The 26,395-nt window shown below is 58.0% G+C and carries 28 protein-coding genes; 5 read left to right on the forward strand and 23 right to left on the reverse strand.

The window, feature by feature from the left end; translation table 11 throughout:
* Window positions 1–8: 8 nt before the first annotated feature.
* Window positions 9–869 (reverse strand): PqqD family protein, encoded by an 861-nt coding sequence (locus KTF55_RS07420; protein ID WP_195404846.1) that lies wholly within the window; start codon window positions 867–869, stop codon window positions 9–11.
* A 454-nt stretch (window positions 870–1,323) separates the two neighbouring features.
* On the opposite strand from KTF55_RS07420, the gene istB reads away from it, so the two are divergent.
* Window positions 1,324–2,025, forward strand: coding sequence for an IS21-like element helper ATPase IstB (gene istB / locus KTF55_RS07425; RefSeq protein WP_226790640.1), 702 nt, complete (start codon window positions 1,324–1,326; stop codon window positions 2,023–2,025).
* Window positions 2,026–2,536: 511 nt separating this feature from the next.
* Here the strand turns inward: istB and KTF55_RS07430 are convergent.
* The 5 genes from KTF55_RS07430 to KTF55_RS07450 all read right to left on the reverse strand — a co-directional run bounded on the left by KTF55_RS07430 (window position 2,537) and on the right by KTF55_RS07450 (window position 7,188).
* A complete protein-coding gene (locus KTF55_RS07430; RefSeq protein WP_217108215.1) occupies window positions 2,537–3,472 on the reverse strand; it encodes a relaxase/mobilization nuclease domain-containing protein in 936 nt (311 codons plus the stop codon).
* Between the two features lie 26 nt (window positions 3,473–3,498).
* Entirely contained in the window at window positions 3,499–5,403 is a 1,905-nt protein-coding gene (locus tag KTF55_RS07435; RefSeq protein WP_217108216.1) for a type IV secretory system conjugative DNA transfer family protein, read from the reverse strand.
* A gap of 9 nt (window positions 5,404–5,412) precedes the next feature.
* Window positions 5,413–5,751 (reverse strand): plasmid mobilization relaxosome protein MobC, encoded by a 339-nt coding sequence (gene mobC, locus KTF55_RS07440; protein WP_217108217.1) that lies wholly within the window; start codon window positions 5,749–5,751, stop codon window positions 5,413–5,415.
* A gap of 325 nt (window positions 5,752–6,076) precedes the next feature.
* A complete protein-coding gene (locus KTF55_RS07445) occupies window positions 6,077–6,943 on the reverse strand; it encodes a DnaB-like helicase C-terminal domain-containing protein (protein WP_147332611.1) in 867 nt (288 codons plus the stop codon).
* On the reverse strand, window positions 6,931–7,188 hold the full coding sequence (locus KTF55_RS07450; protein WP_117847918.1) for a helix-turn-helix domain-containing protein: 258 nt from the start codon (window positions 7,186–7,188) through the stop codon (window positions 6,931–6,933). Before KTF55_RS07450 ends, KTF55_RS07445 begins: the two co-directional genes overlap by 13 nt.
* 284 nt (window positions 7,189–7,472) lie before the next feature.
* Between KTF55_RS07450 and KTF55_RS07455 the strand changes: the two genes are divergently transcribed.
* Window positions 7,473–8,201 carry a hypothetical protein gene (locus KTF55_RS07455; RefSeq protein WP_217108218.1) on the forward strand — a complete coding sequence of 243 codons (729 nt, stop codon included), beginning with the start codon at window positions 7,473–7,475 and terminating at the stop codon, window positions 8,199–8,201.
* Between the two features lie 32 nt (window positions 8,202–8,233).
* Here the strand turns inward: KTF55_RS07455 and xerC are convergent, their stop codons facing one another.
* The 4 genes from xerC to KTF55_RS07475 form a co-directional block, all read right to left on the reverse strand.
* Entirely contained in the window at window positions 8,234–9,511 is a 1,278-nt protein-coding gene (xerC, locus tag KTF55_RS07460) for a tyrosine recombinase XerC (RefSeq protein WP_199412365.1), read from the reverse strand.
* A gap of 490 nt (window positions 9,512–10,001) precedes the next feature.
* The gene (locus KTF55_RS07465; protein WP_117743267.1) at window positions 10,002–10,475 is read right to left on the reverse strand and encodes a YhcH/YjgK/YiaL family protein; all 474 of its coding nucleotides are present in this window, start codon (window positions 10,473–10,475) and stop codon (window positions 10,002–10,004) included.
* A gap of 197 nt (window positions 10,476–10,672) precedes the next feature.
* Window positions 10,673–11,608, reverse strand: a complete 936-nt coding sequence (locus tag KTF55_RS07470; RefSeq protein ID WP_117756831.1) for a hexose kinase — start codon at window positions 11,606–11,608, stop codon at window positions 10,673–10,675.
* Window positions 11,609–11,667: 59 nt separating this feature from the next.
* Window positions 11,668–12,549: an aldose 1-epimerase family protein gene (locus tag KTF55_RS07475; protein WP_217108219.1), complete on the reverse strand. Its 882-nt coding sequence runs from the start codon at window positions 12,547–12,549 to the stop codon at window positions 11,668–11,670.
* 156 nt (window positions 12,550–12,705) lie between these two features.
* On the opposite strand from KTF55_RS07475, the gene KTF55_RS07480 reads away from it, so the two are divergent.
* Window positions 12,706–13,290 (forward strand): flavodoxin domain-containing protein, encoded by a 585-nt coding sequence (locus KTF55_RS07480; RefSeq protein ID WP_217108220.1) that lies wholly within the window; start codon window positions 12,706–12,708, stop codon window positions 13,288–13,290.
* Between the two features lie 75 nt (window positions 13,291–13,365).
* Here the strand turns inward: KTF55_RS07480 and nagA are convergent, their stop codons facing one another.
* From nagA to KTF55_RS07520, 8 genes are all read right to left on the reverse strand, one after another.
* Window positions 13,366–14,535 (reverse strand): N-acetylglucosamine-6-phosphate deacetylase, encoded by a 1,170-nt coding sequence (gene nagA, locus KTF55_RS07485; RefSeq protein WP_022094606.1) that lies wholly within the window; start codon window positions 14,533–14,535, stop codon window positions 13,366–13,368.
* 116 nt (window positions 14,536–14,651) lie between these two features.
* On the reverse strand, window positions 14,652–15,818 hold the full coding sequence (locus KTF55_RS07490; protein ID WP_035137674.1) for an SIS domain-containing protein: 1,167 nt from the start codon (window positions 15,816–15,818) through the stop codon (window positions 14,652–14,654).
* A gap of 114 nt (window positions 15,819–15,932) precedes the next feature.
* The gene (locus KTF55_RS07495; RefSeq protein ID WP_055310430.1) at window positions 15,933–16,664 is read right to left on the reverse strand and encodes a GntR family transcriptional regulator; all 732 of its coding nucleotides are present in this window, start codon (window positions 16,662–16,664) and stop codon (window positions 15,933–15,935) included.
* 185 nt (window positions 16,665–16,849) lie between these two features.
* Window positions 16,850–17,932, reverse strand: a complete 1,083-nt coding sequence (locus tag KTF55_RS07500) for a PTS system mannose/fructose/sorbose family transporter subunit IID (protein WP_217108221.1) — start codon at window positions 17,930–17,932, stop codon at window positions 16,850–16,852.
* Complete coding sequence (locus tag KTF55_RS07505; RefSeq protein ID WP_022094610.1) at window positions 17,922–18,722, reverse strand: PTS sugar transporter subunit IIC; 801 nt, start codon at window positions 18,720–18,722, stop codon at window positions 17,922–17,924. The genes KTF55_RS07500 and KTF55_RS07505 overlap by 11 nt, the downstream gene beginning before the upstream one ends.
* 90 nt (window positions 18,723–18,812) lie before the next feature.
* Window positions 18,813–19,295, reverse strand: a complete 483-nt coding sequence (gene agaV / locus KTF55_RS07510; RefSeq protein ID WP_022094611.1) for a PTS N-acetylgalactosamine transporter subunit IIB — start codon at window positions 19,293–19,295, stop codon at window positions 18,813–18,815.
* A gap of 36 nt (window positions 19,296–19,331) precedes the next feature.
* The gene (gene yajC / locus KTF55_RS07515; RefSeq protein WP_022094612.1) at window positions 19,332–19,613 is read right to left on the reverse strand and encodes a preprotein translocase subunit YajC; all 282 of its coding nucleotides are present in this window, start codon (window positions 19,611–19,613) and stop codon (window positions 19,332–19,334) included.
* On the reverse strand, window positions 19,613–20,056 hold the full coding sequence (locus KTF55_RS07520; RefSeq protein ID WP_055310428.1) for a PTS fructose transporter subunit IIA: 444 nt from the start codon (window positions 20,054–20,056) through the stop codon (window positions 19,613–19,615). The genes yajC and KTF55_RS07520 overlap by 1 nt, the downstream gene beginning before the upstream one ends.
* Before the next feature lie 702 nt (window positions 20,057–20,758).
* Here KTF55_RS07520 and KTF55_RS07525 point away from each other — a divergent pair.
* Both KTF55_RS07525 and KTF55_RS07530 read left to right on the forward strand, forming a co-directional pair.
* Window positions 20,759–21,397, forward strand: a complete 639-nt coding sequence (locus KTF55_RS07525) for a DUF2975 domain-containing protein (protein WP_217108222.1) — start codon at window positions 20,759–20,761, stop codon at window positions 21,395–21,397.
* Between the two features lie 33 nt (window positions 21,398–21,430).
* Complete coding sequence (locus KTF55_RS07530; RefSeq protein WP_254179377.1) at window positions 21,431–21,646, forward strand: helix-turn-helix transcriptional regulator; 216 nt, start codon at window positions 21,431–21,433, stop codon at window positions 21,644–21,646.
* Window positions 21,647–21,760: 114 nt separating this feature from the next.
* On the opposite strand, the gene KTF55_RS07535 is transcribed toward KTF55_RS07530, so the two are convergent.
* From KTF55_RS07535 to KTF55_RS07555, 5 genes are all read right to left on the reverse strand, one after another.
* On the reverse strand, window positions 21,761–22,855 hold the full coding sequence (locus KTF55_RS07535; RefSeq protein WP_217108223.1) for a hypothetical protein: 1,095 nt from the start codon (window positions 22,853–22,855) through the stop codon (window positions 21,761–21,763).
* 126 nt (window positions 22,856–22,981) lie between these two features.
* The gene (locus KTF55_RS07540; protein ID WP_217108224.1) at window positions 22,982–24,067 is read right to left on the reverse strand and encodes an isocitrate/isopropylmalate dehydrogenase family protein; all 1,086 of its coding nucleotides are present in this window, start codon (window positions 24,065–24,067) and stop codon (window positions 22,982–22,984) included.
* Between the two features lie 6 nt (window positions 24,068–24,073).
* Window positions 24,074–24,772, reverse strand: a complete 699-nt coding sequence (locus KTF55_RS07545) for a hypothetical protein (RefSeq protein WP_006236252.1) — start codon at window positions 24,770–24,772, stop codon at window positions 24,074–24,076.
* A 15-nt stretch (window positions 24,773–24,787) separates the two neighbouring features.
* The gene (locus tag KTF55_RS07550) at window positions 24,788–25,216 is read right to left on the reverse strand and encodes a hypothetical protein (RefSeq protein ID WP_006236251.1); all 429 of its coding nucleotides are present in this window, start codon (window positions 25,214–25,216) and stop codon (window positions 24,788–24,790) included.
* A gap of 5 nt (window positions 25,217–25,221) precedes the next feature.
* The gene (locus KTF55_RS07555) at window positions 25,222–26,301 is read right to left on the reverse strand and encodes an NAD(P)-dependent oxidoreductase (protein WP_217108225.1); all 1,080 of its coding nucleotides are present in this window, start codon (window positions 26,299–26,301) and stop codon (window positions 25,222–25,224) included.
* Window positions 26,302–26,395: the final 94 nt, after the last annotated feature.

Genomic DNA, 26,395 nt, shown 5'->3' on the forward strand with positions numbered 1-26,395 from the left:
GGTTCCTCTTAACAGACTTCTGAAAAACAGTATACATTCATGCAGTCGCCGTCGCTGCACTCACCTGGAAAAGTGCCAGCGCAAGTGAATTCTGGCTCATTGATAAGATTTCGAATTCCTTCGTTTGATGCAATTTCCTTGCTGGTTAGGTTCAGGTGGAAAAAATTGGGAACATCGCAAAATTCTTGACGATAGAAGCTGGCCGCAGCGGCAATACATTGAACGGCGATGCTTGCGGGGCACAAAAGAAGACAGATGTCTGCGTATCTGAGTAAAGGATTGCTGGAGGGGGCGAGGCCGAGTAGACCGGTTGGTCTCCCTGACTCATATACAATGAAAAATTCCTTGCTCAGATTGAACAATCCGTTTCGCACCTCTAGCGGTCGTTCATACTGCTCGACGGAAAGAGGCCAACCGTAGACAATTGTGGGACTTTCTGGTTCTGATGAGCTCGCCTGGCTTGCCAGGGAGCAAATCAGGCGAATATCGTTTTCTTGGGCAAGCCGTATATGGGTCCCATTGTCCACGCAAATCTCATCGGCAATGGGTGTGCCATTTTCGGTCGGAGTTTTGACCCATCCTATTAGTCTCGATACGCTGAAGCCTCTCATTGCCGAGGCTAAGTCAGATTTGAGCATGTCCGGATTGGCGTCTGGAAACTTGTCGCACATCCGATTAAGGATTGTTTCGACGGTGTTTTTACCATCGCACAGAGAGACGATGTAGCTCCCGCTTCCGTTCAACATGATATAGTTCAGCTCATCGCGTCCGGTTAGAACAGAGCGGTACCCGTTCTTTTCCTCTCTTGAGTATGGGAGAGAAATCGATTTCGGGATAAATCCCCTTATTTCGTCAAAGCTCCATTCCATAATTAATCCCTCCTTGTGTCTGTTTGAATATAAGCCGATTTTAGGCTCTTCGGTAGTTTCTGTGGGCGAGACATCAATTTTTCCGCAGGTGGATGCAGAAAAGTTCCGCATATAAGGGAAACGGCCCCGAGAGGGGGCCGTTTCCGCGCCGGGCAGGGTAGGATTTCGCTTGCTACATCAACCTACCGGAAAGGCCCTGACGCATGAACAGGATACTAAGCCGCGCGCTCGCGCTGGTCCACACCGTGATCGAGTACGCCAGCATCGACGGCGGCAGGATAATCGTCGGCGTCAGGCCGTGGACGAGTTTCGGGCTGCGGTGCCCCGTCTGCGGGAGGGCGTGCGAATGCTACGACAGGTCGCCAAGGCCGCGGCTGTGGCGCGCGATGGACCTGGCGAGGTCGACCTTGGATTGGCTACACTGGTGTGGACAGTTCCGGGAGGGGCGCAAGAGATGGCGGCGTCCCTGCCCGACTACGTGAGGATGGTCGACGCGGGCGAGCGGGGCTTCGCCTCCGCCCTCGAGGAGATGACGCGCGTCGAGGTCGCCGCCCGGGAGGTCAGGATCACCAACCAGCGCATTCGGTCGTCGGGGTTCCCCTACGTCAAGGGGCTGGCGGACTTCGACTGGGACTTCCAGCCGTCGGTCCCTCGCGCCGAGATCGAGGAGCTCGCGACCCTCAGGTTCGTGGAGCGGGCCGAGAACGTCCTGTTCGTGGGAAGCCCCGGCGTGGGCAAGACGCATCTCGCCGTCGCGCTGGGCATCGAGGCGGTCGGGGCGGGGCGCGAGGTCAGGTTCGTGGACTGCGCCCGGCTCGTCGAGGACCTTGAGGACGCCTCGTCGCGCGGCATCCTCAAGAAGAGGCTCAAGTACTACGTCCACTCGAGGCTGCTGATCATCGACAAGCTCGGCTACCTCGATGTCGGCAGCGCGGGCGCGGGCCTGCTGTTCCGGCTGATATCGACGCGCTGCGAGCAGCGCTCGACGATCATCACCACCAACGTGGGGATCAGCGGCTGGGGCAGGGTGTTCGGGGACGACGTGGCGGCGAGCGCGATCGCGGACAGGGTGTGCCGCCACTGCCACCTGGTCAAGATAACCGGCAGGTCCTACAAGCTGTTGGACCTGCCGAGGGACGGGCCCGTCAGGCCGTGACCGGAATCGGTGATAATACGTTGGCGCAACCGGTGAAACCGCCTTTGCGCGAACGGCGCGCCTATTTGGCGAAACTGGTGAAAAATAGATTGACGCTAACACGGGCGTGCCCGTCGCGGCGTTTCACGGGGATGTCTCGCGCCATCCCCGGACCCCTGCGCGCCAAAGGGACGAGTCCCCTTGGAACCCCGGGCGGCCGCCGGCGGGCCGTGAACGGCGGGCCAATCACTCGGCTTCAACTCGCGATCGCCCCGCCGTGTCACGCCCCGCCGGCTCTCGCTCCGGCTCCGTTCGATGGCTCCCAAGGGTCGCCATCACTGCACCTCCGCTCACCTGTCCCGTTGCACTCCAACCGCATGGACTTCCGCTACACGGGGCATGCAAGATATGTATTCCGTGCAACGAAATATCTTGCCCGGCCGAAGCCGGGATGTGCGAACCGCTCCGAAGTCGATCCCGCAGAACCGTGCAACAGCCTTGCCGGCTGTTGCACGGACCCCAGATATGAAAGTCAATCTCGGCCTCTTCCGTCATCCGTGCCCTCGCGGGCAAGCTCCCAGGCGGCCCGCATGGCAAGGTCGATACCCCTTGCCGTGAACCTCATGATCCGTCCGGTCGAGCGGTTGACGGCATAGCCGAGCCTCGCGCCGTTGATCTTCCTCGTCTTGCCGAGGGACTCCGAGTGATAGCGATATTGCAGCGCCCCCCGCTTGGATCGGGCGATCTCGATCCCATCCGATTCCAACCGCCTTGCAAACTCTCCGAAGCGGTCGGGGCAGCTCTTGAGCCTCCCGACCTCCTCTGCCCTCTGGGCGATAATCGCTCGGACCCTTGCGTTCTCGGATTTGTCGGATCTCCCCTTCTTTGCCATCTCGCGCTCCTCGCGACCGGGCTGGCGCGCGTGTACCTTCGAGTTCGGGAGGCCCCTTTCGAGCTGGCTCAGGCCGTACTCCGTATCGAGCTCCTTCACCGTTCTCACACGGGATTTCGCCGCCGCCCTCGCCGGCCCGTCGTTCAGGCGCCGCCCCGTCTCAAGGTCCGTCCTATTGATGGCGAGGTGAGCGGCGAATCGGGCCGATCCATCCGACCTGCATCTTTCCTCATGCAGCACAATCACGATCTCCTGGTTGGGATAGCGCCTGGCGATGTAGTCCCTCGCGTACTCCATGCACCGCGAGGGCGTCATCGGCCCGCCGTTGCAGGAGCACTCGTCCGGGTTGAAGCCGATCACTTGATGCTGCATGTACGTGCACCTTGCGCCCTGCTTCCCGGGCCGGTTGTGCCCGGCCGACTCCCGGGTAGCGTTCATCTCCTCGAACCAGCGGTCCTCATCGATGATGTGCTGGGTATCGTGGTCCAGGACTTTCTCCCTGTCCCAATCGAAATACCGCTTGAGGTTTCGGAGGTGCTCCCTGCTCATGACGCTCGTCTGCTTGATCGCAGTCATTTTCCAACTCCCTTCAAAAGCCGCCGTCAGTCGACGAAGAGGCCGGACCATCCGTCGGCAACAGGAGGCACCGCGGCCTCTTCGTCGAATTCGGGAGACCAGAGATCGACGCTATCCGCCCGTCCCACTCGCCTTGATATCAGCCTGGCCTGGTATTCCATCCTCTTAGCCGTCTCGTGCTCGCGCGTCCCCAGGTCGAAATGCTCTTTCGTCGGCATCCGCGTGCAATCGCAGACGGGAGCTCGGAAGCACCCCGCATGTTCCCTGCCCACGCCGTTCTCCGCGGTCTTCACCACGATGACGCCGTTCTTGTCGGGGGACATTTCCGTCCACTCCCAAGGATGGATCAGGTCGTCGGCGTGCTCGCTGTAGGATGTCGACCCCGTGCCGCCCGAGGGTCCCCTGCTCGAGCTTGTTCCCATGGTGTGCCGCGTCGTCTTCCCGACCAGCTCGGTGAAATACTGGCGGTCCTCGGCCTCGCCCAGCTTCATGGCGACCTTGACGCCGCAGTTCGCCAGGATCTTCTTCCGCCCATCGCGCTCGCCGTACTTGTTCAGCTGAGAGATGTTCTGGACCGCGCCCATCCAGAACAGGTCGTACGAGCGTCCAAGGCTGAGAAGGCTCGGCAGGCACTCGACCTTAGGCAGGTTCCCCCATTCGTCACCGAGAATGGACACCGGTCGCGGCAGCTTTCCGCCAGCTGCGTCCGCGATGGAATATACGGCGGCATAAAGCTGCTCGAACAGGACCGCCGCGATCGCGTTATAGGGGGAGCCCTCGTCCATCACGTGGAGGAACAGCGCGGTCTTCTCGCTCAGGATTCTGCTCGGATCGATATCATCGCCCGAGATCATGCGCGCAATCGGTGCCGACGCATAGATCCTCAGGTTGACCTTTAGCGTGGAGACGATGCTCCTTAACTCGTTACCGCCACTCGAGATGAACTGCGAGGCACGCGAGCGGGCCGGATGCCCCTGCGGCAGGGCTCGGAACAGGTCTTTCAGCGGCTCACATGGGTCTTCGCCGGTCCCCTCCGTCCCCGAACATATGATGTGGTAGACCGTCGCGAGGTGTCTGCAGCCCCGCGGGCAGTCCTCGTCCAGCACGGCCAGAAGGATCGTCGCGGCGAGCAGCGACCGCGCGGATTCCGTCCAGTGGCTCGCCTTCGCATCGCTCTCCCCGGCGATGAGCGTACGGGCGACGGCGTCCGCGGCCTGCTCCGCCCCCGGTAGATCTCCCTCGCTAGCGAGCCTATCGACCATTTCCAGCGGATTGAACGTATCGCTCCTCTCGGGGTGCTGGGCGTCCAGCAGAAGCACCCGGTACCCGCGGCGCTCCAACTCGTCACCCGTCAACTCGATGAGCTCGCTCTTCACGTCGGACACTATGATGGTCTGCGGGTTTGAATCCCCGTCATCCTCCCCATACGTCAGTAGGTCGATTGTCGGAATCAGCAGTGATCTGGATTTTCCGGCGCCCGTTGAGCCGTCGAGAAACATATGGCGCCTCGGCTCGAACAGATACTTGGAGCCGAACAACGTCTTCTCAAACCCGTACACGAATCCCCTGTTTTTCGGCTGTCCGCGTCCACCCCAAATCACTGAGCCCCGAACGATCTCGGTTCCCGTTTTCACCCGTGCCTCTCCGAGTACGCCACCGTCGGCGGCCCGCTCCTTCGAGGAGGCCGATAGCTGCATGAGCACGAATACCGACAGGAACAGCGCGAACGAGGCGAGGCAGCCCGGGATGCAGTGAGGCGCCACGTTGACCCACCACCAAATGATGCCATCTACGCTCAGGGTGAATCCGATCGACCCGAGCTCGATTGGAAGTCCGAGGATCACGCAATCGAGGGGAATGGCGACAAGGGGCGCAAACCCCGCGGTAAGCAGGACTGCGAAAACCAGCGCCATGACCAGCTTCTCCTTCACATGAACCACCTACTCTCTCGCACGGGCAAGCAGGTCGTTGACCCAGCCTACCGCGGTTGAAACGATTGAAGTCGCCCGGTTGAGGTTTTTGAGGACAACCGGGTCGGGGCCGTAGGTATTGAGGGCACGGACCGCCTGGTTGAGATTCGTGCCGATCTTCTTCAGCTCGGTCCTGATGCCGGCAAGCTCCCCCGTATCGGCGACCCTGACCGGCTTCTCGCCGCAGAGCAGGGCGGCGTCACGCATGAAGGTAGACGCCGGCATATTCATGGTCGCCGCCTTCTCCTCGATCGCCTTACGCTGAACCTCATTCATTCGCACGTTGATGTGCGTATTCATGGAAGTCATAACCATCCAATCCGAGCGGGGTCGATACATCGGCCCCGCCACCTTTATCTAGTTGACATTGTTTGAAGCAACTGGCCGATGCGCCCAATCCTTGCCCGCGCCCATACATCAAAGGGAACTCCTGGCAATGTTCCGAGATATATATGGTATGGACGCCATTGCTCGCTGTAGACATCAAGAGCATCGAGCAGGCGTTTCCGTTCCCAGATGAGCTCCGCGGCCGAAAGCAATGGAAGGTCTCTGTTCTCGGCTCGAGCGAGCTCATCAGAAGACAAGCATGGGCTGGGCACCCGGTACCCACCGATGCAGGGCCCGGGTTCCATGATTATTTGACCTCGCAAAATGTTGCCGCTGGGGCATCAAACTCGAACTCCACAACACCGCATGAGCCATATCGATTTTTCGTAACCGATGCAATCACGGGGCGTTTTTTTAAAATCATATTGGAGTTCCGCTCTTCGGTCCTATTTCCTTTAATCGATAGAGACATAACGATATCAGCAGAGTACTCGAACATATTGCACCCCCCAATTGCCTGTAAACCAGTAGTTTGTTTGTCGTAGTTCGTCCGGTTAATCGAGGATATAGCGAAGAGCGGGCAATGAGTCTCGTCCACAATTCTGCGAAGCTCGGAAGCGACAAGCTTGAGCCCAATACGTTCATCGACAGTTCGGAGATCTTGAGGAAGCGCGACAATTTGAGCGTAGTCGACAATCACCAACGGAGGTTCGCCGTATTTAGCTGCAACTTTCTCGATGGGCTGGCGCATCCCGTCTTTCTCGATTTCACCGGACACTATAAACATACGGTCGGCGATACTGCCGGCATAAACTTCGACCATCTTGTCAAAAAGCTCGCGTTTGTCCGCGGACATATCGCCACCATACATATCATCATAGGTGAGTTCGCCGCCCGAAATACGAGTCAAGCTCTTCGCCAGCATGCTGGCACGACTGAGCTCGCCCTCGAAAACGATAACCGGGTGTCCCCCCATGGCCCAACGGTCGGCTATTTGGTGCATGAATGTGGTTTTACCGGTACCGGGCCCTCCGGGCACAATGCACAGGTACTGGCGTATTCCGCCGAGAATCGTATCTAGGCCTTGGTGTTCGATATGGCCGAGCGGCTTATTCCTCAAGATGTCAAGTGCGGTTTCATCAAGCCCGATGCTCATCGAATCTACAGCTTGCACGGCTCGCTCACCTCCAATTCACGAAGGTAAGAAAAGAAACTCGATTCGAGAATATAGATGCGGCGATGGAGCGCGATGGCACGTCCGCTCTCCTTCATAAGCTTTGACGCCGTAACCGGGCTGAGACCGGTTATCTTACACACTTCCGCGATACCCAAAAGGCGCTCATGGCCCAAGCTGGGACTGAAAGAATCCGCAGGTGAAGCCTGTACGGCAGCGTACGGCTCATTCGATTCAACCGGCATGGTAGAATCCTTTCTGGCTGGCTCGCCCCTCCCCTCGGTCTGCAAACTTTGATGGGAAGGGCGGGCGGCTATTAAATTGCGACCAAGTTAATACTCCAAACGTCGGGCTGGTCAGGCGTTTACTTGAAAATCAGTTTAATGCTTTTAATTCTTAGTTTTCAATCTTTTTTCAATCTTTCTTCGCTTTTCTTTTGAACTAACATGGACATACCTTCTTACCTGCGTTAACATCATGAAAAACGACAGGAGGAAATATGCCACGTCTCCCAGTATCAGGCATGAAGATGAAAAAGGTTAAAGTCGGAACAACTGTTCAGGTCCAAACCGCTGACGAAATCGACTCCCTTCGCAACACGAAATCGGATTCTATTAGAACCCCCGGCGAGGCAATCGATTTCGTCTTTAAGCTCATCATGAGACTTGACCCCGAGGTTGCGCGCTCTCTAGATAAGACCTGTGTCCAAGGCATCTCTTCGATTGACGATGAGCTGAGTCGCCTACGCCATGACGGTTCCGAGAATATGGCCGTCGCATCAAAGCGGCTTCAACAGGAGCAGTTTTCCGCACTCCACGAACATCTATCCAATCTGTACGAAGATGATGAGGTCGCCATGGGCATGAGACGAGTAGATCTTCTTGGTGACGATTTTGCCGTCTTCCCCTCCGATTGGGTCCTCCTGGAACCCGAAAGCGCTGCAAAGGCATGCAACCAGGTTAGCGTTATCGAAATTCACAGCGGAGCCGAATACTGCGCCCCTCATTTCGTCTTTTTCCATAACGGCGAGTACGACAAGAACGATAAGCTCGAGAAAGCGACCGAATTATGGCCGCAAATGAAAGACGTCCGTCGAGATGAAGTGAAGCTCGTGGCGGACGATAACGGCAAGTACCTCAACATGAAGGAACATCTTGCCGCACCGATTATTTGCTACTTTAACCTTCTCGACGCTTCGTACTATCAGTCGGTCGAAATGACACCTCCGTATAATGCCGTAATCAATCGAATCCGTTAAAACGGTAGGGCCCCAATTGGGGCCCTACCGTTTTAACTTTTTAGGAGATCGTCCAGTACTGAAGCAGCCTTCTGGTCGTTTGCCTCGATGAAATGGCTATAGATAGACAGTGTTGTCGATGGGCTGGCATGGCCCAGACGCGCTTGTATCGTCTTAATATCCGCATTGGCTCCAACGAGCAAAGTTGCTTGAGTATGTCTCAGCTCATGAGGCTTCAGCCCGCTATAACCCGTATAGCGGGTACGTTTGACGCCGTCACTCCCAATGACTTCCCTGCTCTCCTCAAAAGTACCGAAGCCGTTTTTCGCCGCAAACAGCCTAAACGCCCTTGAATAGTTATGTCCATCCATCCGGGTCACAAGAGCCCGTTTGCCGTTAGCGGCGTCAACGACCCCAATGGAATGGACAATGGGCGTTTCTCCAGTCTGCCCCACTGCAAAGGAATCGAACTCACTCCGCTGAATGACTTTCCACCTGTCCAGATAATCGGCAAGTTCATTTCCAACCGAGATCTTACGCCTGCTCATCTTTGATTTAGGCGGCCTTAACGTCCTGTCATTCGTGTACTGCTTTACTACCCTTAGCGTCCTGGCTTCAGGGTCATAATCTTCCCATGAAAGACCCAGGGCTTCCCCCTTCCTCAAACCGCAGAGAAGCAGAAGCATTGTGCATGTGATAAAGGAAGATGGCTTCTCCTCCAAAAGGACGGCAAGAAGCCTTGCCGCCTCATCGGCGCTCAGCGCCTTACGAGCCTCGACATTCTGCTTGGGCAGCTTCACTCCCCTACAAGGGTTTTTGCCCACAAGGTCGTTATCGACGGCATCCTCCATTATCTGTTTGAGCTTGATGTGGATGCGGCGAATTTCACTTTCGCTGAATCGGCCTTCTTTTCTAGCCTTGGCATAAGCAGTGCGAACGTCATCCGATTTAAGCCGAGTGAGATCGGGATTGCCGAACAGCTCGCGTATGTGACGAATGTCCAAACCTTCACGCTCGTAAGCAAGAGGTGATCCCATGGTCGACTCCCTGTTCGCGTGAAACCTGTCCGCATAATCCGATAGGCCCAGAGGACCATTGCCACGGTTGGAAGCGCCCTCAAGCTCAGCTCTATAGGCCTCCAGCGCCTTGGTGACTTCACTCGGCCAGTTTTTCGGGTTCTTGCTTCTGCAGTGAACCCTGCGTGACGGACTACGGCGGTACCGTCCTGTCTCCGGGTCTTTTCCCAGGGAGAAATAAATCCGATAGACGCCTTTGCTCTTATCGATACATTCCGATGTGCCGCGAGCGGTCTTTTTTATCAATCCCTGCAATCATATCCCTCGTTAGATTTTCGATTAGGCTTGCTGGCAAAGCTTTAAAGGCTTTGCCAGCAAGCCTAATCGAAACTTTTCACACTTTCAAGTCTCACTAAGTGTGAAAAGAGTGGGAAATCCGATTCTAATAGCTAGCTCGGTATTTGCTATTTACCTATATTTACCTGCATTTATTTTAAATTCAGTGAAATTGGTCTTATCTCGGTAAATGCAAAAGTCACGTACTCGTAAAGCGGGGGTCACCGGTTCGAGCCCGGTCGCTGGCTCCATTGCACAAGATAGCCGCCTTCGGGCGGCTTTTTTGTTGCCGATTTTGAGTACGTGTGTGCCAATCCAAACATCGCCACGTCGGCAGCTCCCCTATTCAATAACAGAAAACCCCGCCAAACGTGATTCCCCTAGGGAAAGCACGTTTGGCGGGGTCCTAGCGTGGTTTCCCTAGGGGAATCACGCCAACACGCGAACAGCTGCTCAACCGAGCAGCGCGTTACTCCTCCCAGTAAGCATCTGCAAGTAGCTTAAAGCAGATCTTCTTGACCGGCTGCGCGCCATCGCCCGGGAACTCGAGCGTGGGCATATGAGGCTCGCCGGCAACGAACAGCGCAAACTTATCGTCAGCAAGATCGCCGGCGATCGAGGCGTCGGAATCGACCAGATCGTAGTCGTCCTTCTCGTCAAACTCCTGGACCAGCGTCAAGCTGCCCGTAGCGACCTTAAAGGCCTCGCGACCCTCGACATCGATCTGCAGGTCGTGATAGCGCTGATGCGTCTCATAGTGAGCCTCGGCCTCGGGACGCGTCGTGGGAGCCATGACGTTCGCATAGACCTTGTCGCCCAGAATCGGATGGCTGCCGACCTCGAGCTGCGCCGGATCGTTCTCCTCGAGCCAGTCGATCAGCACGTCGAGGCCCTTGAGCATTCCGCGGTACTCCTCGATATCGCCCAATGCACCGTAAATCATCTAAATCCCCTCTCGGATCGTTTCTTTGGCGGCTACGCGATAAAAGCGTTACCGCCGCTGTTGCCGCCCACATACGTCTCGACCAGGGTAAGGTCGGGATTGAACACGACAACGTCGGCGTCGCGCCCCGACATAATGCTATCGCACTTGTCGTCGACATGAGCTAGCAATCGATGCCGGGGCCGACGCCCAAGCCCTTACAGCTCGGTCACGACAACGCCGTTGTAGACCTCGTCCCAACGATCCATAACCAAGTGGCCAGTCATGGGATCCATGGCGTTGAGCTTGCCGCAGGTGTTGGCGGTACGCAGCACCGTCTCGTCGTCTGCGCCAGCAGCAATGGCATGCGCGAAGCCTGCGATAGTGGAGTCACCAGAGCCCGTGGCGTTAACGGCAGGGATATCGGGCGTCTTTGCGCGGAACGCACGGCCGTTGTGGAAGCCAACGGAGCCGGCAGCACCCATGGACACGACGACCCAGGGGATATCGGAGAAGCGGGCATCAGAGGCGAGCGCGGCGCGGAGCTCGTCCACATCGTCGGTGGTAAAGCTCGTGCCCAGAAGGCCGTTGATCTCGGTCAGGTTGGGCTTGACCAGCTCGGGCTTAATTTCGGACTTAAGGGCGGCCTCGAGCGAAGCACCCGAGGTATCGAGCAGCACCTTGGCTCCGGCGTTCTCGGCAATGCCCGTGATCTTGGCATAGTAGTCTGCCTCGACACCGCGGGGCAGCGAACCCGAAATGGTGACGACGTCGGCCTTGCCCGCAAGCTCGGTAAACTTGGCGGTAAAGGCATCGAGCTCCTCGGGGGCAATTGTCGGGCCACTCTCGAGCAGCTCAGTCTGGTTGCCGGCGTGGAGGATGTTGAGGCAAATGCGAGTCTCGCCCTTGATGGGCACAAAGTCGTTGTTAATACCGTTGGCGTCCATGAGCTCAGCCATGTAGGCGCCCATGTGGCCGCCGAGCAGACCGGTTGCCACAACGTCGTCGCCCAGCTGACCCAGCACACGGGCCACGTTGAGGCCCTTGCCGCCGGCGGTCTTTTCGGGCGTCACGCGGTTGACGTCGTCGATAACGAGCTCATCGAGCTGATAGCGCGTATCAACAGACGGGTTCATCGTAACGGTGAGGATCATTTTTAGCTCCTTATCTCGCAGGCTCCTTGTGCCTCGCGATACGAGTCGACAAAACGGAATTACAGAATCTCAATCGTGAACGAGCGAACGACGGTCTCCTTGGGCTTGGCGACAAGGCAGCCGCGCTTATGCTCAAGCACGTCGTCCTCATCGGAGCAGGTCGAGAGACCGCCCCAAGGCTCAACCGCCACAAAATCGCCCTCGGGCTTGCTCCACACAATGAGATATGGGAAGCCCTCAAAGCTCAGGCGGACGCCCTTGTCCTCGCCCTTTTTGGAAAGCGTGACCTGATGGCTCTCGAGCACGTCAAAGATGGTCTCCGCAAAATCGAAGAGCTCGTGCGACAGGGGCAGCGTCTTTCCCACCATGGGGTTCTTGGAGCGATTGGTCACGTCAATCAAGCCAGTCGAGGGGACGGCAGTGCAAAGCTCAGCAGCCTCGTCCTTCTCAAAGCGCAGCTCGTAGTCCGTATAGGCCTCGCCCTCATCGAGCGGACACCTAAATCCGGGATGACCGCCAATAAAGAACGGCATGTCCTCGGTGCCCTCGTTGGTGACCTCGTAGGAAACGCGCACGGCAGCGTCCTCGAGCGTATAGCGGGCGACAAGCTTAAACGGATACGGATAATCGCTCAGCAGCGCGGCGTTATCCTCCGAAGCCAGGCACATCGCCAGCTCGTTCTCGCTCTGGCTCAGCAGCTTCCACTCCTGTTTGCGCGCAAACCCATGGCGAGCGAGCTTTACATGATGCCCGGCAAACGTCATGGCGTTGTTATCGCGCAAGCCTCCGCAAATCGGGAAGCAAATCGGTGCCTGGCCGGACCACACGGCGGGATCGCCCTGCCACAGATACTCGCGACCTCCGGCCTCGATCGAGGTAAACGAACCACCAGCCGTGGACACCTTAATAGAAATCGAATCGTTGGAGAGAGCGTATTCCATTGCCCATCCTTTCGAACAACTGCTTTTTGCTCGCAAGTACCCGTCTCGGCCCTAACCAAAGGACAAACCCGCACGTTCATCGATGCGTCCGGTATCCCAGCCATGTAACGGGGTACCATACAGACATTGATGCAATTACAGCTGAAAGGCCTTCTTATGCGAACCATCATCCTCTACGCCTCGCGCCATCACGGCAATACGAAAAAGCTCGTGGACGCCATCGTCGAGGCACACCCCGAGATCGATACCCTCGACGTCAAGGCGCTTGGCAAAAACGAGTACCCCGACCTGCACGAATACCATCTGATTGGCGTCGCCACGGGCATCTATTACTCCGAGATCGACAAGGACATGGCACGAGTGCTCACGAACGTGCTGCAGCCGCAGGACAAGGTGTTTGGCCTTATGACCTACGGTGGCAAAAACAAGTGGTACGGCAAGGATATCGATGGCATCTGCCGCATGAGGCAGGCCATCTTTATGGGTGTCTACGGCTGCCCCGGCTTTGATACGTGGGGGCCGTTCAAACTCGCCGGCGGTGTCCAAAAGGGACACCCAACCGCTGAGGAAATTAAGGGCGCCGTCGACTTCTTCGATAAGATCGAAGACGAATATGGCGATATCATCGTCGAAGAGTACACCAAGCGCGAGAAGCGTCTAGCATACGAGAAGGAGCATCCTGCAGGAGGCCTGGTGGCCGGCGTCAAGCGCACGGCAAAGAAGATCGCTAACAAGCTGTAACTGTAAAGGTGCTTTTGAGCGTTTAACCCATACGGCGGGTCCGAGCAGATTCGGGCCCGCCGTCTTTTTCTATCGTTACTCGGTAAAGGCGTTGCCGACGCTCTGGCCGCCAACATACGTCTCGACGAGGGTAAGCTCATGGTCGAACACGACAAAGTCGGCGTCGCGACCCGGCATGATGCTGCCGCACTTATCCTCGATGTGCGCGGAGCGTGCCGGCACCTCGGTTGCCATACGAATGGCGATATCGGCGCTGGCGATGCCCCAGTCGACGATGTTCTTGACGCCCTGGGCAAGCGTGAGCACCGAGCCGGCAATGCTCTTGCCGTCGGCGAGCCAGCACAGGTTGTCCTTCATGATGACGTCCATGCCACCACTGGTGTAGCTGCCCTCGGGCATGCCGCCGCAGCCCAGGCAGTCAGTGATGAGCACCGTGTGTTGCCAGCCCTTTGCCTGCAGCAGCGCCTTGATGGCGGCAGGGTTAACGTGCTTGCCGTCACAGATGATCTCGGCGTAGGTCTCGGGCGTGGACATGGCAGCGCCCACGACACCGGGCTCACGGTGATGCAGCCCGCGCTGACCGTTATAGGTATGCGTAAAGCAGCTGGCACCGGCGTTGATGGCGGCGATGCACTCATCGTAGGTGGCGTCGGAGTGACCGATGCTGGTGACCACACCCTTGGCGTTCAGAGCAGCCGCATAAGCAGCGGCACCGTCGCGCTCGGCCGCCATGGCGCTCTTAACGATGCGACCACCCGCAGCCTCCTGCCACTGATCGAAGACCTCCTCGGAGGGATCGATGAGGTAAGCGGGGTTCTGCGCGCCCACGTGCTTCATGGTAAAGAAGGGGCCCTCCAGGTAGATGCCCTGAATGCGGGCACCGCAGAAGTCGGGGCCGCGACCCTCGTCCGCCTGAGCGATGGCGGCGCAGGCGTCCTTGATCTGCTCGACGCCATCGGTGAACGTCGTGGGCAGCCAGCTGGTGGTACCGCGACGGGCGAGCTCGGTCGAGCTGATATCGATGCCCTCGGGATCGTTATCGGTAGTTGAGTGGTTGTAGAAGCCATGGATGTGAGTATCGACCATACCCGGTGCGATCCACGATCCCGTGTAGTCCTTAATCTCGCAAGAGGGCTCGTCGGCCTGCCAGGCGCCAAAGACGCCATCCTCGACCATAAGATAGCCGCCCAGTTGCGGGCCTGCCGGCAAGAAGAACTTGTCAGCCTTAATTGCGTACGTGCTCATATGCACTCCTCGCTTCTAAAGCAGTTGACTGTGGTGATGCTTATACCCAGCTCACGTAAACAAAAAGCGCCCGCCCGCCGTTATGAGCGGACGGGCGCCCTTACAGGGGGACGCGATTAAGCGGTGAAGGGGTGAATCGTCACGCCCTTAACCACGCGGTTGACCGTGCCAGTGGGGCTCGGCGTGTCGGGCGTGTTGCCCACGCGCACGGAGTTGAGCAGGCTGATAGCCTGGGCAAACATCACGAACGGCAGAGCAAGGTAGCCCTCGGGAAGTGCCTCGTAGCCCTTAAAGGTGAAGGACTCGCCCTCGTAGACGGTGGCACCTTCCTGCTGAACGGCGATGGTGTGCTGAGCGATCTCGTCGCCACCGATCTCGTTGAGGATGTCGATGTCGTACTGACGGGTGTAGGCGTCGTTATTGACGAACACGAAGACGAGCGTCTTATCGTCGACGAAGGACTTAGGTCCATGACGATAGCCCATGGAGGTGTCGTAGGAAGTAGCGACCAGACCGTGAGCGAGCTCGAGGATCTTGAGCTGGCTCTCCTGGGCAAGGCCACCGAAGGAGCCAGAACCCAAGTAGGTCACGCGGTTGAAGTCGCCAGCCAGGTAATCGGCGATCTCGGGCTCACGGGAGATGACCTCCTCGCCCATCTTGGCAATCGTCTCGACCCACTCGGCCTTCTGCTCGTCAGAGGCAGTGTCAAAAATAAGGGTGGAGAGCAGGGTCATGCAGGAATAAGAACCGGTCATGGCGAAGCCCTTGTCGTTGGCGCGCGGGATGAGCAGCGTCAGCGCGTTGGGATCATCGGCAGACTCGACGGCGAGCTTGCCCTCGGGAGCGCAGGTGATGTTGAGGAACTTGACGTTGTGGACGAGCTCCTTGGCAACGGCAACGGCGGCAAGGCTCTCGGGGCTGTTGCCAGAGCGGGCAAAGGAAACCACGAGCGTGGGATCCTCGGCGCGCAGGAAGTCGCGCGGGGCGCTCACGATGTCGGTCGTGGCGATGGGCTTAAAGTCGTAGAGATCAGTGTTGCCAGCGTGACGCAGGTACGGGGCGCAGGTATCGCCAACGTAGTCGGACGTACCGGCACCGGTGAAGACAACGGACAGACGACCCTCGCCCATAGCGCGAGCCTCGGCCAGGAAGGCCTCGATGGCCTCCTTGTTCTCGCGATAGATGTTGAGCGTATCACGCCAAAGCTCGGGCTGCTGAGCAATCTCGGCCGTGGTGATCTGGGCGCCGAGCTCGGTGAGCTCCTCGACACTCTTCTCGAACATTTCTAATACCTCTCTCTAGAAGTAATCCTCTGACGTGCAATTATACACTTCGGTTGGTTATCTGGTAGTAACCAGTTAAATGCAAAGAATCATCATATGGAAACGATGCGAACACTAGTCGCTACGCTGGTGGTAAACCTTGTATTTAAACTGATCGGCACGAGCAACCGAGAGTGTGTACTCCACAACCTCGTTTGACTCGTTATACGTAGTCCTGACCAAATCGAGCACAGGCGAGCCCTCGACAATTCCCAAAAGGTGAGCGTCGGTGGGACGGGCTATGCTCGCATAGAACTCCTCTTCGGCCACGCGTATCTTTTGCTGAAAGTCTTGCTCAATCACATCGTATAGCGGCTTACGCTCCAGCAGCGGTCGCTTTAGGGACAGAAATTGACGAACTGGTAGATAGCTGCGTTCGACCATCATGGGCATGTTGTCGGCAGAACGAAGGCGCTTAAGCTTAAAAATGCGATCACCGATACGCAATCCCATATGCTCGGCCAGATTTTTATCGGCCTCCATCTCGCAAAACTCGAGAATCGTGGTCTCGGGGTCGCGACCCATCGCGCGCATCTGCTCGGTAAAGCTGTAGGACTGCATAAGATTGGTTGCCTTTGCCGAACGGTCGGTCACAAAGGTACCGCGACCGTGCTGCCGAACCACCAGTCCTAAACGCTCCAGTTCCTGCAGAGCCAGGCGTACCGTAGTACGCGAGAGACCATAGCGCTCCGAAAGTTCGCGCTCGGAAGGAATCATGTCACCGGCGCGATATTCATGGTCGATCTTTTCGGTCAGAATATCGACCAGCTGATCGTACAGCGGTTGCTTACGCGCTCCGATCGCCATCCTATCCTCCCTTTTGCTCGAATTCGGCTAACTACCTAGGGTGTTTAGCATTATCTGTCTGCCACACCCGAATCATCAAGAAAACAAAAGCCGCGCGCTCTTTCGAGCACGCGGCTTTTAACATACACATGGCTTAAGGGGTCGGGGTGTGAGCCGCGTAGGGACACACCCCTCAAGCTAGAGCCTTACCAGATGCTCGGCCAGAGACCAAGCGGGCCAGCGCCCAGGATGCCAAGGACGAAGAGCAGGAGAATGCCCTTAGTCGGGGTCCAGCTGTGCTTAGCGAACATGTAGTAAAGCAGCAGCGTAAGCATAAGCGGGACGAGCTTCGGGACGATGGTGTTGAGGGTGTCGGCAACAGAGAAGTTGACCGGATCCTCGGTGACGGTAGCGTAGGTCACGGACTCCATGCCGTTGCCCAGATCGGCGACGCCGCACTTGACCTCGTTGCCGTCGGCATCGGTGGCGGTGAGGGCGTTGCCGTCCTCATCGGTCATGGCGATGGTACCGGCCTCAGCGGTCTCGGTATCGATGCCCTCCATACCGGTGAAGTTCTCGGCCTCCTTCTCGGAGACGATCACGGTAGTGGGAGAGAGGCCACGGGTGGTGCCGTTGGGGATCTGGAGGTTGATCTGGGTGCCACCCATGGTGACGACCAGGCAACCGACGACGAAGACGCCCATGATGGAAGCGGCACGCGTGAAGGCCTGCATGTTGGCGGTCAGAGCGTCAATAGCGCTGGTGCCAAGCTTGTAGGACCAGTTCATGAGCCAGAAGCGCAGAGCGAACTGGACGGCGTTGAAGATCACCAGGAAGATGATCGGCGCAGCGGCGTTGCCGTTGATGGCCATGTTGGAGGTGATGCCGGCCGTGATAGGCACGAGCGTCAGCCAGAACAGGGCGTCACCGATACCACCGAGCGGGCCCATTGCGGCGACGCGGACGGCGCGGATCGTGGGGATGTCAACCTTGTTCTGCTCGAGCGAAAGCACGATGCCCATAACAAAGGTGACGAGGAACGGGTGGGTGTTGAAGAACTCCAGGTTGTGGCTCATGGAAGCCGCGAGGTCGTTCTTGTTGGTGTGGATCTTCTCCAGACCGGGGATGATGGAGTAGAGCCAGCCAGCGGCCTGCATACGCTCGTAGTTGAACGAGGCCTGCAGGAAGCAGGAGCGCCAAGCCATCTTGTTGAGGGTCTTCTGGTCGAGCTGCGGAGCAGGAGTGAGATCCTCGTAGTGCTCCGGGATCACATACTCATTAGATGCCATCTTCGAAGTCACCTCCGTCAGAAACAGCTGCACCCTTCAGCTCGGTCTGCTGCTGGAAGTCCCAGAAAGCGATGCCGAAGCCGATGAGAGCGAGGATGAGCAGAGCAGGGGTTGCCAGCGAATCGTTGGCAACGGTGATGAGCGCGAGGCCGAAGCCCATGAGGAAGAAGCCCCACATATCGCGGTTCATCATAACCTTGAGCAGGACGGCGAAGCCGACGAAGCGCATCATGCCGCCTGCAGCGGACAGACCGGTCTGCAGCCAAGTCGGGATGGCAGAAGCGATGGTCTGACCGATGGTAGCGCCAGCGATGAAGAACAGGGTGACGACGACAGCGAAGATCAGGCCGAGCAGAGCCATGGCGAAGTAGTTCAGGCGCTCGATGCCCTTGGTGTCCGCGTTGTGAGCCATGTTATCGGCCGTGGACATAAGCGGGGACATAAGCGTGAAGACCAGGGTGACGCCAAGCTGGCCAAGCAGAGCGAACGGAATGGCGAGGCCGACTGCCGCGTTGGGCTCGAGGCCCGTGGCGATAGCGAGAATGGCTGCCATGATGCCGCCGATGACGGCGTTAGGCGGCTGAGCGCCTCCGATCGGCATGTTGCCGATCGTCATGAGCTGATAGGTACCACCCACGAGAAGACCGGTGTTGAGGTCGCCAAGGATAAGACCGATGACGGCGCCGGTGACGATGGGCTGATAGAGAGACTCGAGGAAGTCAAACTGGTCGATTGCCGCGATGAACGTGACGACGAAGACCAGAGCGATCTGGATGATCGAGTATTCCATCTTGCTCCTCCTTTCAAAATGTATGTACGCACTTTGGATATCACGTACAGAACGTCAGGGTTTCACTCCTGACAACGTGGATCACGAGGATTACGAGAAGAGCTTGCTCGTGTCCTCAACAGGCGTGCTCGGAACGCGCCTGATCTCCAACTCCACCCCCAATTCCTGCAGCTCTTTAAACGCAGCGACATCCTCGTCGTTAACTGCGACGGAGGTGGCGACTTGGCGCTTTCCTTCCGACATGTGCATGTTGCCGATGTTTACCTTCTTTATAGGCACACCGCCCTTGACGAGCGTAAGCACGTCTTCCGGTGTTTCGGCCACGATGAAGATCTTCTGGCGCGGGCTCGCCTTGCCAATGACGTCGATGGTCTTCTGCAGGGAGAAGAAACGCGTAGCGACGCCGGCGGGAGCGGCCATCTTCATGAGGTTCTGGCGCATGGTGTTGGACGCCACGTCGTCGTTGGCGACGAGGATGAGGTTGGAGCCCAGAGTGGAGTTCCACTGGGTGGCAACCTGACCATGAACCAGTCGGTTATCGATGCGGGTAAGAAGAATGTTGGGTTCTGCCATGTTGATCAGCTTCCTTTCGATATTTGCTGACGACAGTTACTTAATCTCCTGAATCGCGTAACGCGAAACATCTACGACGGCTCCGGATCGGACTTTGATCTGGACCTTCTCGCCTTCGATGCCTTTGACGGTTCCGTAGATACCGCCGGCGAAAAGAACCTCCTGACCCGGCTTGAGCTCGGTGTGCAGCTCCTTGAAGTACTTCTGCTTCTTCTTCATGTTGATTTGCGACCAGATGGTGTAAATCAAGCCCATGATGACAAGCAGGCCTAAAAGGGCGACCGAGGAGCTCAGGACGTTGGCTCCGAAATCGGCCATTAGATGCCGTCCTCGTCGCCGAAGATATCCTCTTCCTCGGAACCGGCAACGGATGCGACCGTCTGGGCGGTGATGCCCGTCTGGCCAACGGTCACGGCCTGCTCGCCAAGCTCGGCGAGCGTGGCATTGCCGCGGAGGAACAGAAGCTCAATAACCATGGGAAGGTTGGTGCCAGTCAGAACCTCGACGTTGTCGACATCCTGGGCAATCATCATCGACTGGTTGAACGGGGTGCCGCCAAGCAGGTCGGTAAAGACGAGCACGCCATCGCACTCCTCGCGCATGGCGGTAATAGCGGCGCGGAGATCCTCACCGTAGGATGCGGCCTGGTCGCCCTCAAAAGGAACGACGGTAAAAGCAGGCTGGTCGCCGGCAACCATAGCGATAGCGCTTGCAAGGCCGGGTGCGAACTGTCCATGACCGGTAAGAATAAAGCCAACCATTCAAATTTCCCTTCCGAAGGTGTGTACAATCTGAGTCCGATGATTTTCGGAAGCCAGCGGGCGCTCGCCCTTAAAGCTTCTTAGAAAGCGTTCTTTGAAGACCAGTGGTTTCTAAACTGGTAGTAACCACGTGACGTGTTGTTGTCACTATATCACCCCAGAAGAGGTCGCTTTCGTTGATTCATACGGTAAAACGTTTTTGCACCGCTCACGGTGATATTTCGACCGTTTACCGGTCGTTAACACTTCTACCTGCGGTTTTGAAACCGTTTCGAAATGCTTTGGCAAAAGATCGGAACTTTTCCTGTCCCTAAACAACGCAGGGCGGCTAATAATAGCGTGTAGAAAAATTGCAGGTCATTGTGAAGATATGTGAATTGGTCTTTTTGACTTAATACCAGTTAGAACCAGTTTTGAGATTATCGGTGAACGGTAGTTTTCGACCGTTCACCGGTCACTTGCAATCGTTTGCAGTTGTTTTCCCAGATGAATTAGGGAAACGCGATGGAGCGTTTGCGCGGGCGCAGGAAATTTTGGCATTTGTCCTTATCCCCCACGCGCCAAACTCCGGCATCCAAAATGAGCTAATGGCTCACGCTAATCGTTTTCAATCATTACTTACTCAGTATCCGTAATTATTTATCGTTTATCGTTAATTCTGATATGATACAAGTATCATCCCAAACGCCGATTGGAGGGGTTATGGTCCATCGAAACGCATCTATATCGAATGAAACCATCAGCCGCGAACAGACGATAGCCAAACTGAGGAAGCTCGCTCGCATCTGCAAATGGGCCACGATCTGCATTACCACCGCGCTCGCTCTGGGACTCCTCGCAGTCATTGCGATTGACCTTCTACTCATATTGCCTGGCCTCTCCCAAGGGTCGTGTCTCCAATCCGTAGAACTTCAAGCCGGCGAAGGGCCGTGCCTTGCTATCGTCGGCACCGATGCGCAGGCCCCACTTATGCTCGTCGCACACGATGGTCACACTGCCATAGGGAGTCTCTTGATGACATGTCTCGCGCTTACCATCGCGATAAGCGTGCGCAGGCTTTTCCTCAACATTGAAAAGGAAGGCAGGCCCTTTGACCTTGAATGTAACCAGACACTTCGTCGAGTAGGACATTTATTCCTTATCGGCGGCGTTGCCGTGAGGCTTCTTGGCGCCGTAATCACGGGAATGATACTCTCAGGATTTGGCGGCAGCTTTACGGATGCGTTCGTCGGCCAGTTATTCGAGCCCTCCATGCTCTTTGCAGGCCTGATTATTTGCCTGATTGCCAGCATCTTCCGCTACGGGTATATCCTGCAAAAACAAGATGACGAGTTGCTCTAGGGGGAATCCATGATTATTCTGCGGCTTGACCGCATGCTCGCCGAACGCAAGATTTCATCCAAAGAGCTTGCGGAACGTGTGGGCATCTCCCAGGTCAATATGTCACGCATTAAGACGGGCAAGGTTTCTGCCATACGTTTTTCAACTCTTGACGCGATATGCCGGGCACTCGACTGCCAACCGGGCGATGTACTGGAATATATATCCGATGATGAAGCCGATAGCCTTTTTGGGCTTAAAGATGAATAGCCATAATTAAACTGCCGATCACGCTCTCAACGCAAATAGCCCGCCAGAACGACTTCCGTACTGGCGGGCTACTTGTTGTCTATCGGCTAGATGCTCGATGAGCCGTGCAACTCTTTACGCAAACAGGCCGTAGATGCTGATGTTGGCCTTGGCGTAGAGGCCGTTCGCATACTCGGTCCACTTGGAGCTGGCGCTCGAAGCCTGCGAGGAATACTGCTGGTAGGCGGTGTAATAGGCGGTCATGGCCTGCTTATAGGTAGCGCTATCGGCCGTAAAGGCATCGTCAGCGAAGGCCTTAGCGTAGGTGCTACCGGCGTCCTTCCAAGTGCCCTTTGAGCTATCCCACTCGTCGCCGGCAAGGTTGATGATGTAGTCGGCGTAATCCTTGCTCGCGGTGTCCTCGTTGCCGTCAGCAGGCTCGGTCGGGGCGGTCGGCATGCTTGCGGAGCTGTCGCCGACCTTCTTCCTGTAGAGCTTCTGCAGCATAGCGGACTGGCGGACGATCTGCTTGGCCTGGTCCTTGGACACGCCATACTGCGTGGCCATGGTCTTGTAGTCGGAGGTGCCGATGGAATCCTCGGCGTACTTCTTCATCTCCTTGGAAGAGACGGTGATGCCCTCGTCCTCGGCAGCATCGAGCAGGATCTTGTTGCGCACGTAGGACAGGATGACGTCGGCAGAGGGAGCGGTGTAGTTGCCATCGCCATCCTTGACGGTGTCGAGGCTGTACTGGCTCTCGATGGCCTCGCGCGCGGTGATGTCGCTCTTCTTGCCGTTGTAGCTGTAGCTTGCCACGGTCGAATCGAGCTGGTCCTCGGTGAGGGTCGCCGAGCCGACGCCCTTGCCGCCAAAGCCGCCATTGCCAATAAAGAAGCCGATCACCGCAGCGATCACGACTGCAACCACGAAGGTGGCAATCATCGTCTTCTTGTGCTTGGATGCATGGTCGTCTTCGTCGGAACCCAGGATATCGTCGTCCTCGTCCTGTTCCTCGGGCATGAGGTTCTCGTCAGCGGCATCCGCGGCAATCTGAGCCTCCAGACGGGCGTCCTCCTCCTCGGCCGTCGTACCGGCAGCAATGTGCTCGGCAGACGTACCGGCGACCAGATCGACCTTCTCGTCCTCGTCACCGTCGGGGCCTTCGCCGCGCTCGATGATCTGGATGCCGTCGATTTCGTCCTTCTCGTCCTTCTTTTGGATCAGACCCATATCAGTTACTCCTTGTTAGGAAACATAGTCCTCAATAGAATACGCCCGACAGAGAGCCGGGCGTATTGATTCTTAGGTTATACGCAAACACTTAAGTACTATTTAGGCGTTTGCAGTCTGCATGCCTTAGGCCAGGTGCGCGATAACGGCATCGGCAAAGGCCTGCGTGCCCACAGCGCCCTCAACGGAGCCGGTCTGGGCACGACGAACGTCGCCGGTAACCTGCTCACCCTCGTCGAGCGTGGTAGAAACGGCGGCGCGAATGCGATTGGCCGCGTCGTTCTCGCCCAGGTGATCGAGCATCATAGCCGCAGACAGAATCTCGGCCGTGGGGTTAGCGATATCCTGGCCAGCGATATCGGGCGCGGAGCCGTGCGTTGCCTCAAAGATTGCGCAGTCGGCACCGATGTTGGAGCCAGGAGCCATACCCAGACCGCCCACTAGGCCGGCGCACAGGTCGCTCACGATGTCGCCGTACAGGTTGGGCAGCACCAGGACATCGAAGTCGTTGGGGTTCTGGACCAGGCCCATGCAGGTGGCGTCGACAATCTTGTCGTTGAACTCGATATCGGGATAGTTGGCGGCCACCTCGCGCGCAACGCGCAGGAACAGACCATCGGTCGCCTTCATGATGTTGGCCTTATGCACGGCCGTCACCTTTTTGCGGCCGCAGCGGCGAGCATACTCAAAGGCATACTCCACAATGCGGCGGCTCTTGGCGATGGAGATCGGCTTGATTGAAATGGCGGAATCAGCGGCGAAGGGCTTCTGACCCGAGCGCTCGACAAGCTGCGAGAGCTCCTCGACCTCGGCAGCGCCCTCATCGAACTCGATGCCGGCGTAGAGGTCCTCGGTGTTCTCGCGCACGATGACCAGGTCGACGTCGCGGAAGCGCGAGCCGTCGCCCGGCTGCGACAGGCAGGGGCGCACGCAGGCGTACAGGTCGAAGTGCTTGCGCAGGGCCACGTTAACGCTGCGGAAACCCGTGCCGACCGGCGTGGTGATGGGGCCCTTGATGGCAACCTTGGTCTCGGCGACCGCATCGAGCACATGCTGGGGCAGCGGCGTGCCAAACTCGTCCATGACGCCGGCGCCGGCCTCCTGGACATTCCAGTTGATCTGGACACCGGTGGCCTCGACCACGCGGCGCATGGCCTGCGTAATCTCGGGACCGATACCGTCACCGGGGATCAGGACTACATCGTGCGCCATAATCTGTTACTCCTCGTCTTCGGCGTCGTCAGATTTTTTAACGCTAGCACGCTTCTTCTTTTTGGAGAGATCCAGGCCAAAACGTTTAACAAGCATTTCGCAAATCTCGCTCGAACGGGCCTTGAGATAGCTGCCCTTACCGTTCTCGGCATCGAACTTAAGGCGCAGCGCGAGCTTCTCGGCGACCTCGGCGTCAATCTCGCCCTGGCCAAACTCGTACAGGCAACCGAGCATGTCGCGATACTCGAGGTCGCCGTGGTAGCACTGGATGGCCTCGTCCAGGATGGGCCAAGCCTCGCGCGAACGCTCGACGCTCGTGGCACCCCACACGCACAGCAGGCGGAAGGCGGCATAGCGCAGCGTGGAGGAAATCTCGTCGAACAGCGCGGTCTCGGCGCCCTCAAAGGCATCGCCCAGCTGCTCGGGGCAGGTGGTGGCGAGCGCCGCAAGGGCATCGAGGGCCTCCCAGCGGGTCTGAGCCTCGGGGCGGTCAAGTGCCTCGATCAGCGCGGGTACGCAGGGCACGACGCGCTGCGGATCGCGCTCGGCAAGCAGGTGCAGCACGCGGGCGGCAAACTGACGGATGCGGCGCGTGGGGCAGCCGAGCTCCTTGACCAGACGGTCGACGGCGTTCTCGTTCTCCTCTGCCAGCTGAAGCTGTGCCAGCTCCTCATCGGTGAGCTGTTCTTCCTTGTTTTCTGCCATAGTTACCTCTTCTTACTATTTCTTAGCGTGCTTGCCAGCACCCTTGCTGTCATCGGTGACCGAGATGAGCTGTCGGTCGGCTGCACCATTGTGACGCGCGCGGCGGCGCTCCTCGGCGTCGCCCGCATCGGCGGCGGCGCGGTGTGCCTTGTTGACGTTAAAGACCTCGTCGTGCTTGCGCCACGGGCCGACGGACTCGCCAAAGCTCATCTTAAGGCCGGCGATAAAGCCGCCGAGCCAGCCGATCGGCGCAAACTGCACCAGCGGGAACAGCGAAAACACCCAGGTTAGCAGGACGACTGCCGCCGCTCCCGCAAAGTTGGCAATCCAGTAGTCGCGCTTGGTGATGACGCGCTTTTCGCACGCCCACTGGCCGCACAAAAAGCCGATGTAAATCGCAAAGAGAAAGAGCACCAGCGCAAGCACCACGAACGTCCAGCTCATGGGCGCTACTCCCCGTGATGGTGGCCACAGCAGCACTCGTGGCCATCATCATGGCCGTGGCCGCCGCAGCACTCGTGGTCCTCGTCGTGGTGATGGCCACAACCGCACTCGTGATCGTCGCCATGCTCGCCGCAACCACAGCCCTCCTCGTGAGCACCGTGCTCCTCGGGACGATACTGCGACCAGTCCAGACCGGCGGCGATGGCGTCGGCCTCCTCCTTGTAGAGGACCGTGATGGCCTGGGTGCCCAGCTTGGCGCCACCGATGGCGTCGAGCATGTCATAGAGCGTAAAGGCCACGTCGGCGCCGGGCAGCGCGAGCTCGCGGTCGTCGGCGTAGGCGAGCGCCAGACGCAGGTCCTTGATGAAGTGCTCGACCATAAAGCCGGGCTTGTAGTCGCCGTCGAGCGCCTTGGGCGCCAGGCTCTCCATGGCGCCGGACTTACCGGTGCCGCCCAGGATCATCTGTCGGGTCTTCTCCACGTCAAGGCCGCTCAGCTCGGCAAATGCCATGGCGTCTGCCATGCCAACCATGCAGGCGCCCAGCGACACCTGGTTGGCGAGCTTGGCAGCCTGGCCCTTGCCGGCGCCGTCGAAGCAGCAGATGGTTGCCGCAAAGGTGGAAAGGATATCGCGGACCGGCGCGATGTCGTTCTCGGTAGCGCCCACGATAGCCGTGAGCGTACCGGCGATAGCGCCCGACTCGCCGCCGGTGACGGGGCAGTCAAACGCCATGCGACCAGAAACCTGGGCGGCCTCGGCAATGTCACGGGCGAGCTCGGGCGAGCTCGTGGTGAGGTCGATCAAGACCGCGCCCGGCTTAGTGCACGCGAGCAGGCCGTCGCCCGCCAGGTAGAGTTCCTCGACCTCGGAAGGATAACCCACCATGGTAAAGACGACATCGGCGTTCGCCGCGGCATCGGCCGGCGTATCGGCCCAGACGGCACCGCGCTCGATAAGCGCTGCAGCCTTGGACTCGGTACGGTTGTTGACCGTGACGGGATAGCCGGCATCCAGGATGTGGCCGGCGATGGGGGCACCCATGATTCCGGTGCCGATAAATGCGACAGAGAGCTTGTTTGCCATGAAACCTTTCCTTTTGGGTTGGGTGTTGTTACCAGGTTGAATACTCGGTGCCAGCGTTTGGGCTGTGACTTGAGGGCACTTGCAGCCGCAGCGC

The sequence above is a fragment of the Collinsella sp. MSK.8.10 genome (assembly GCF_019041915.1).
Lineage (GTDB): Bacteria > Actinomycetota > Coriobacteriia > Coriobacteriales > Coriobacteriaceae > Collinsella.

What these genes read in the sequence shown, in the direction of transcription:
- KTF55_RS07535 (WP_217108223.1), bottom strand. Translation starts at nt 22,855, where the DNA reads ATGGGTCTGATCCAAAAGAAGGACGAGAAGGACGAAATCGACGGCATC.
- KTF55_RS07480 (WP_217108220.1), top strand. Translation starts at nt 12,706, where the DNA reads ATGCGAACCATCATCCTCTACGCCTCGCGCCATCACGGCAATACGAAA.
- KTF55_RS07495 (WP_055310430.1), bottom strand. Translation starts at nt 16,664, where the DNA reads ATGGCGATCGGAGCGCGTAAGCAACCGCTGTACGATCAGCTGGTCGAT.
- agaV (WP_022094611.1), bottom strand. Translation starts at nt 19,295, where the DNA reads ATGGCAGAACCCAACATTCTTCTTACCCGCATCGATAACCGACTGGTT.
- KTF55_RS07465 (WP_117743267.1), bottom strand. Translation starts at nt 10,475, where the DNA reads ATGATTTACGGTGCATTGGGCGATATCGAGGAGTACCGCGGAATGCTC.
- KTF55_RS07450 (WP_117847918.1), bottom strand. Translation starts at nt 7,188, where the DNA reads ATGCCGGTTGAATCGAATGAGCCGTACGCTGCCGTACAGGCTTCACCT.
- KTF55_RS07520 (WP_055310428.1), bottom strand. Translation starts at nt 20,056, where the DNA reads ATGGTTGGCTTTATTCTTACCGGTCATGGACAGTTCGCACCCGGCCTT.
- yajC (WP_022094612.1), bottom strand. Translation starts at nt 19,613, where the DNA reads ATGGCCGATTTCGGAGCCAACGTCCTGAGCTCCTCGGTCGCCCTTTTA.
- istB (WP_226790640.1), top strand. Translation starts at nt 1,324, where the DNA reads ATGGCGGCGTCCCTGCCCGACTACGTGAGGATGGTCGACGCGGGCGAG.
- mobC (WP_217108217.1), bottom strand. Translation starts at nt 5,751, where the DNA reads ATGACTTCCATGAATACGCACATCAACGTGCGAATGAATGAGGTTCAG.
- KTF55_RS07500 (WP_217108221.1), bottom strand. Translation starts at nt 17,932, where the DNA reads ATGGCATCTAATGAGTATGTGATCCCGGAGCACTACGAGGATCTCACT.
- KTF55_RS07420 (WP_195404846.1), bottom strand. Translation starts at nt 869, where the DNA reads ATGGAATGGAGCTTTGACGAAATAAGGGGATTTATCCCGAAATCGATT.
- KTF55_RS07555 (WP_217108225.1), bottom strand. Translation starts at nt 26,301, where the DNA reads ATGGCAAACAAGCTCTCTGTCGCATTTATCGGCACCGGAATCATGGGT.
- KTF55_RS07550 (WP_006236251.1), bottom strand. Translation starts at nt 25,216, where the DNA reads ATGAGCTGGACGTTCGTGGTGCTTGCGCTGGTGCTCTTTCTCTTTGCG.
- KTF55_RS07490 (WP_035137674.1), bottom strand. Translation starts at nt 15,818, where the DNA reads ATGTTCGAGAAGAGTGTCGAGGAGCTCACCGAGCTCGGCGCCCAGATC.
- nagA (WP_022094606.1), bottom strand. Translation starts at nt 14,535, where the DNA reads ATGAGCACGTACGCAATTAAGGCTGACAAGTTCTTCTTGCCGGCAGGC.
- KTF55_RS07505 (WP_022094610.1), bottom strand. Translation starts at nt 18,722, where the DNA reads ATGGAATACTCGATCATCCAGATCGCTCTGGTCTTCGTCGTCACGTTC.
- KTF55_RS07540 (WP_217108224.1), bottom strand. Translation starts at nt 24,067, where the DNA reads ATGGCGCACGATGTAGTCCTGATCCCCGGTGACGGTATCGGTCCCGAG.
- KTF55_RS07475 (WP_217108219.1), bottom strand. Translation starts at nt 12,549, where the DNA reads ATGGAATACGCTCTCTCCAACGATTCGATTTCTATTAAGGTGTCCACG.
- KTF55_RS07530 (WP_254179377.1), top strand. Translation starts at nt 21,431, where the DNA reads ATGCTCGCCGAACGCAAGATTTCATCCAAAGAGCTTGCGGAACGTGTG.
- KTF55_RS07430 (WP_217108215.1), bottom strand. Translation starts at nt 3,472, where the DNA reads ATGACTGCGATCAAGCAGACGAGCGTCATGAGCAGGGAGCACCTCCGA.
- KTF55_RS07525 (WP_217108222.1), top strand. Translation starts at nt 20,759, where the DNA reads ATGGTCCATCGAAACGCATCTATATCGAATGAAACCATCAGCCGCGAA.
- KTF55_RS07470 (WP_117756831.1), bottom strand. Translation starts at nt 11,608, where the DNA reads ATGATCCTCACCGTTACGATGAACCCGTCTGTTGATACGCGCTATCAG.
- KTF55_RS07545 (WP_006236252.1), bottom strand. Translation starts at nt 24,772, where the DNA reads ATGGCAGAAAACAAGGAAGAACAGCTCACCGATGAGGAGCTGGCACAG.
- KTF55_RS07455 (WP_217108218.1), top strand. Translation starts at nt 7,473, where the DNA reads ATGAAAAAGGTTAAAGTCGGAACAACTGTTCAGGTCCAAACCGCTGAC.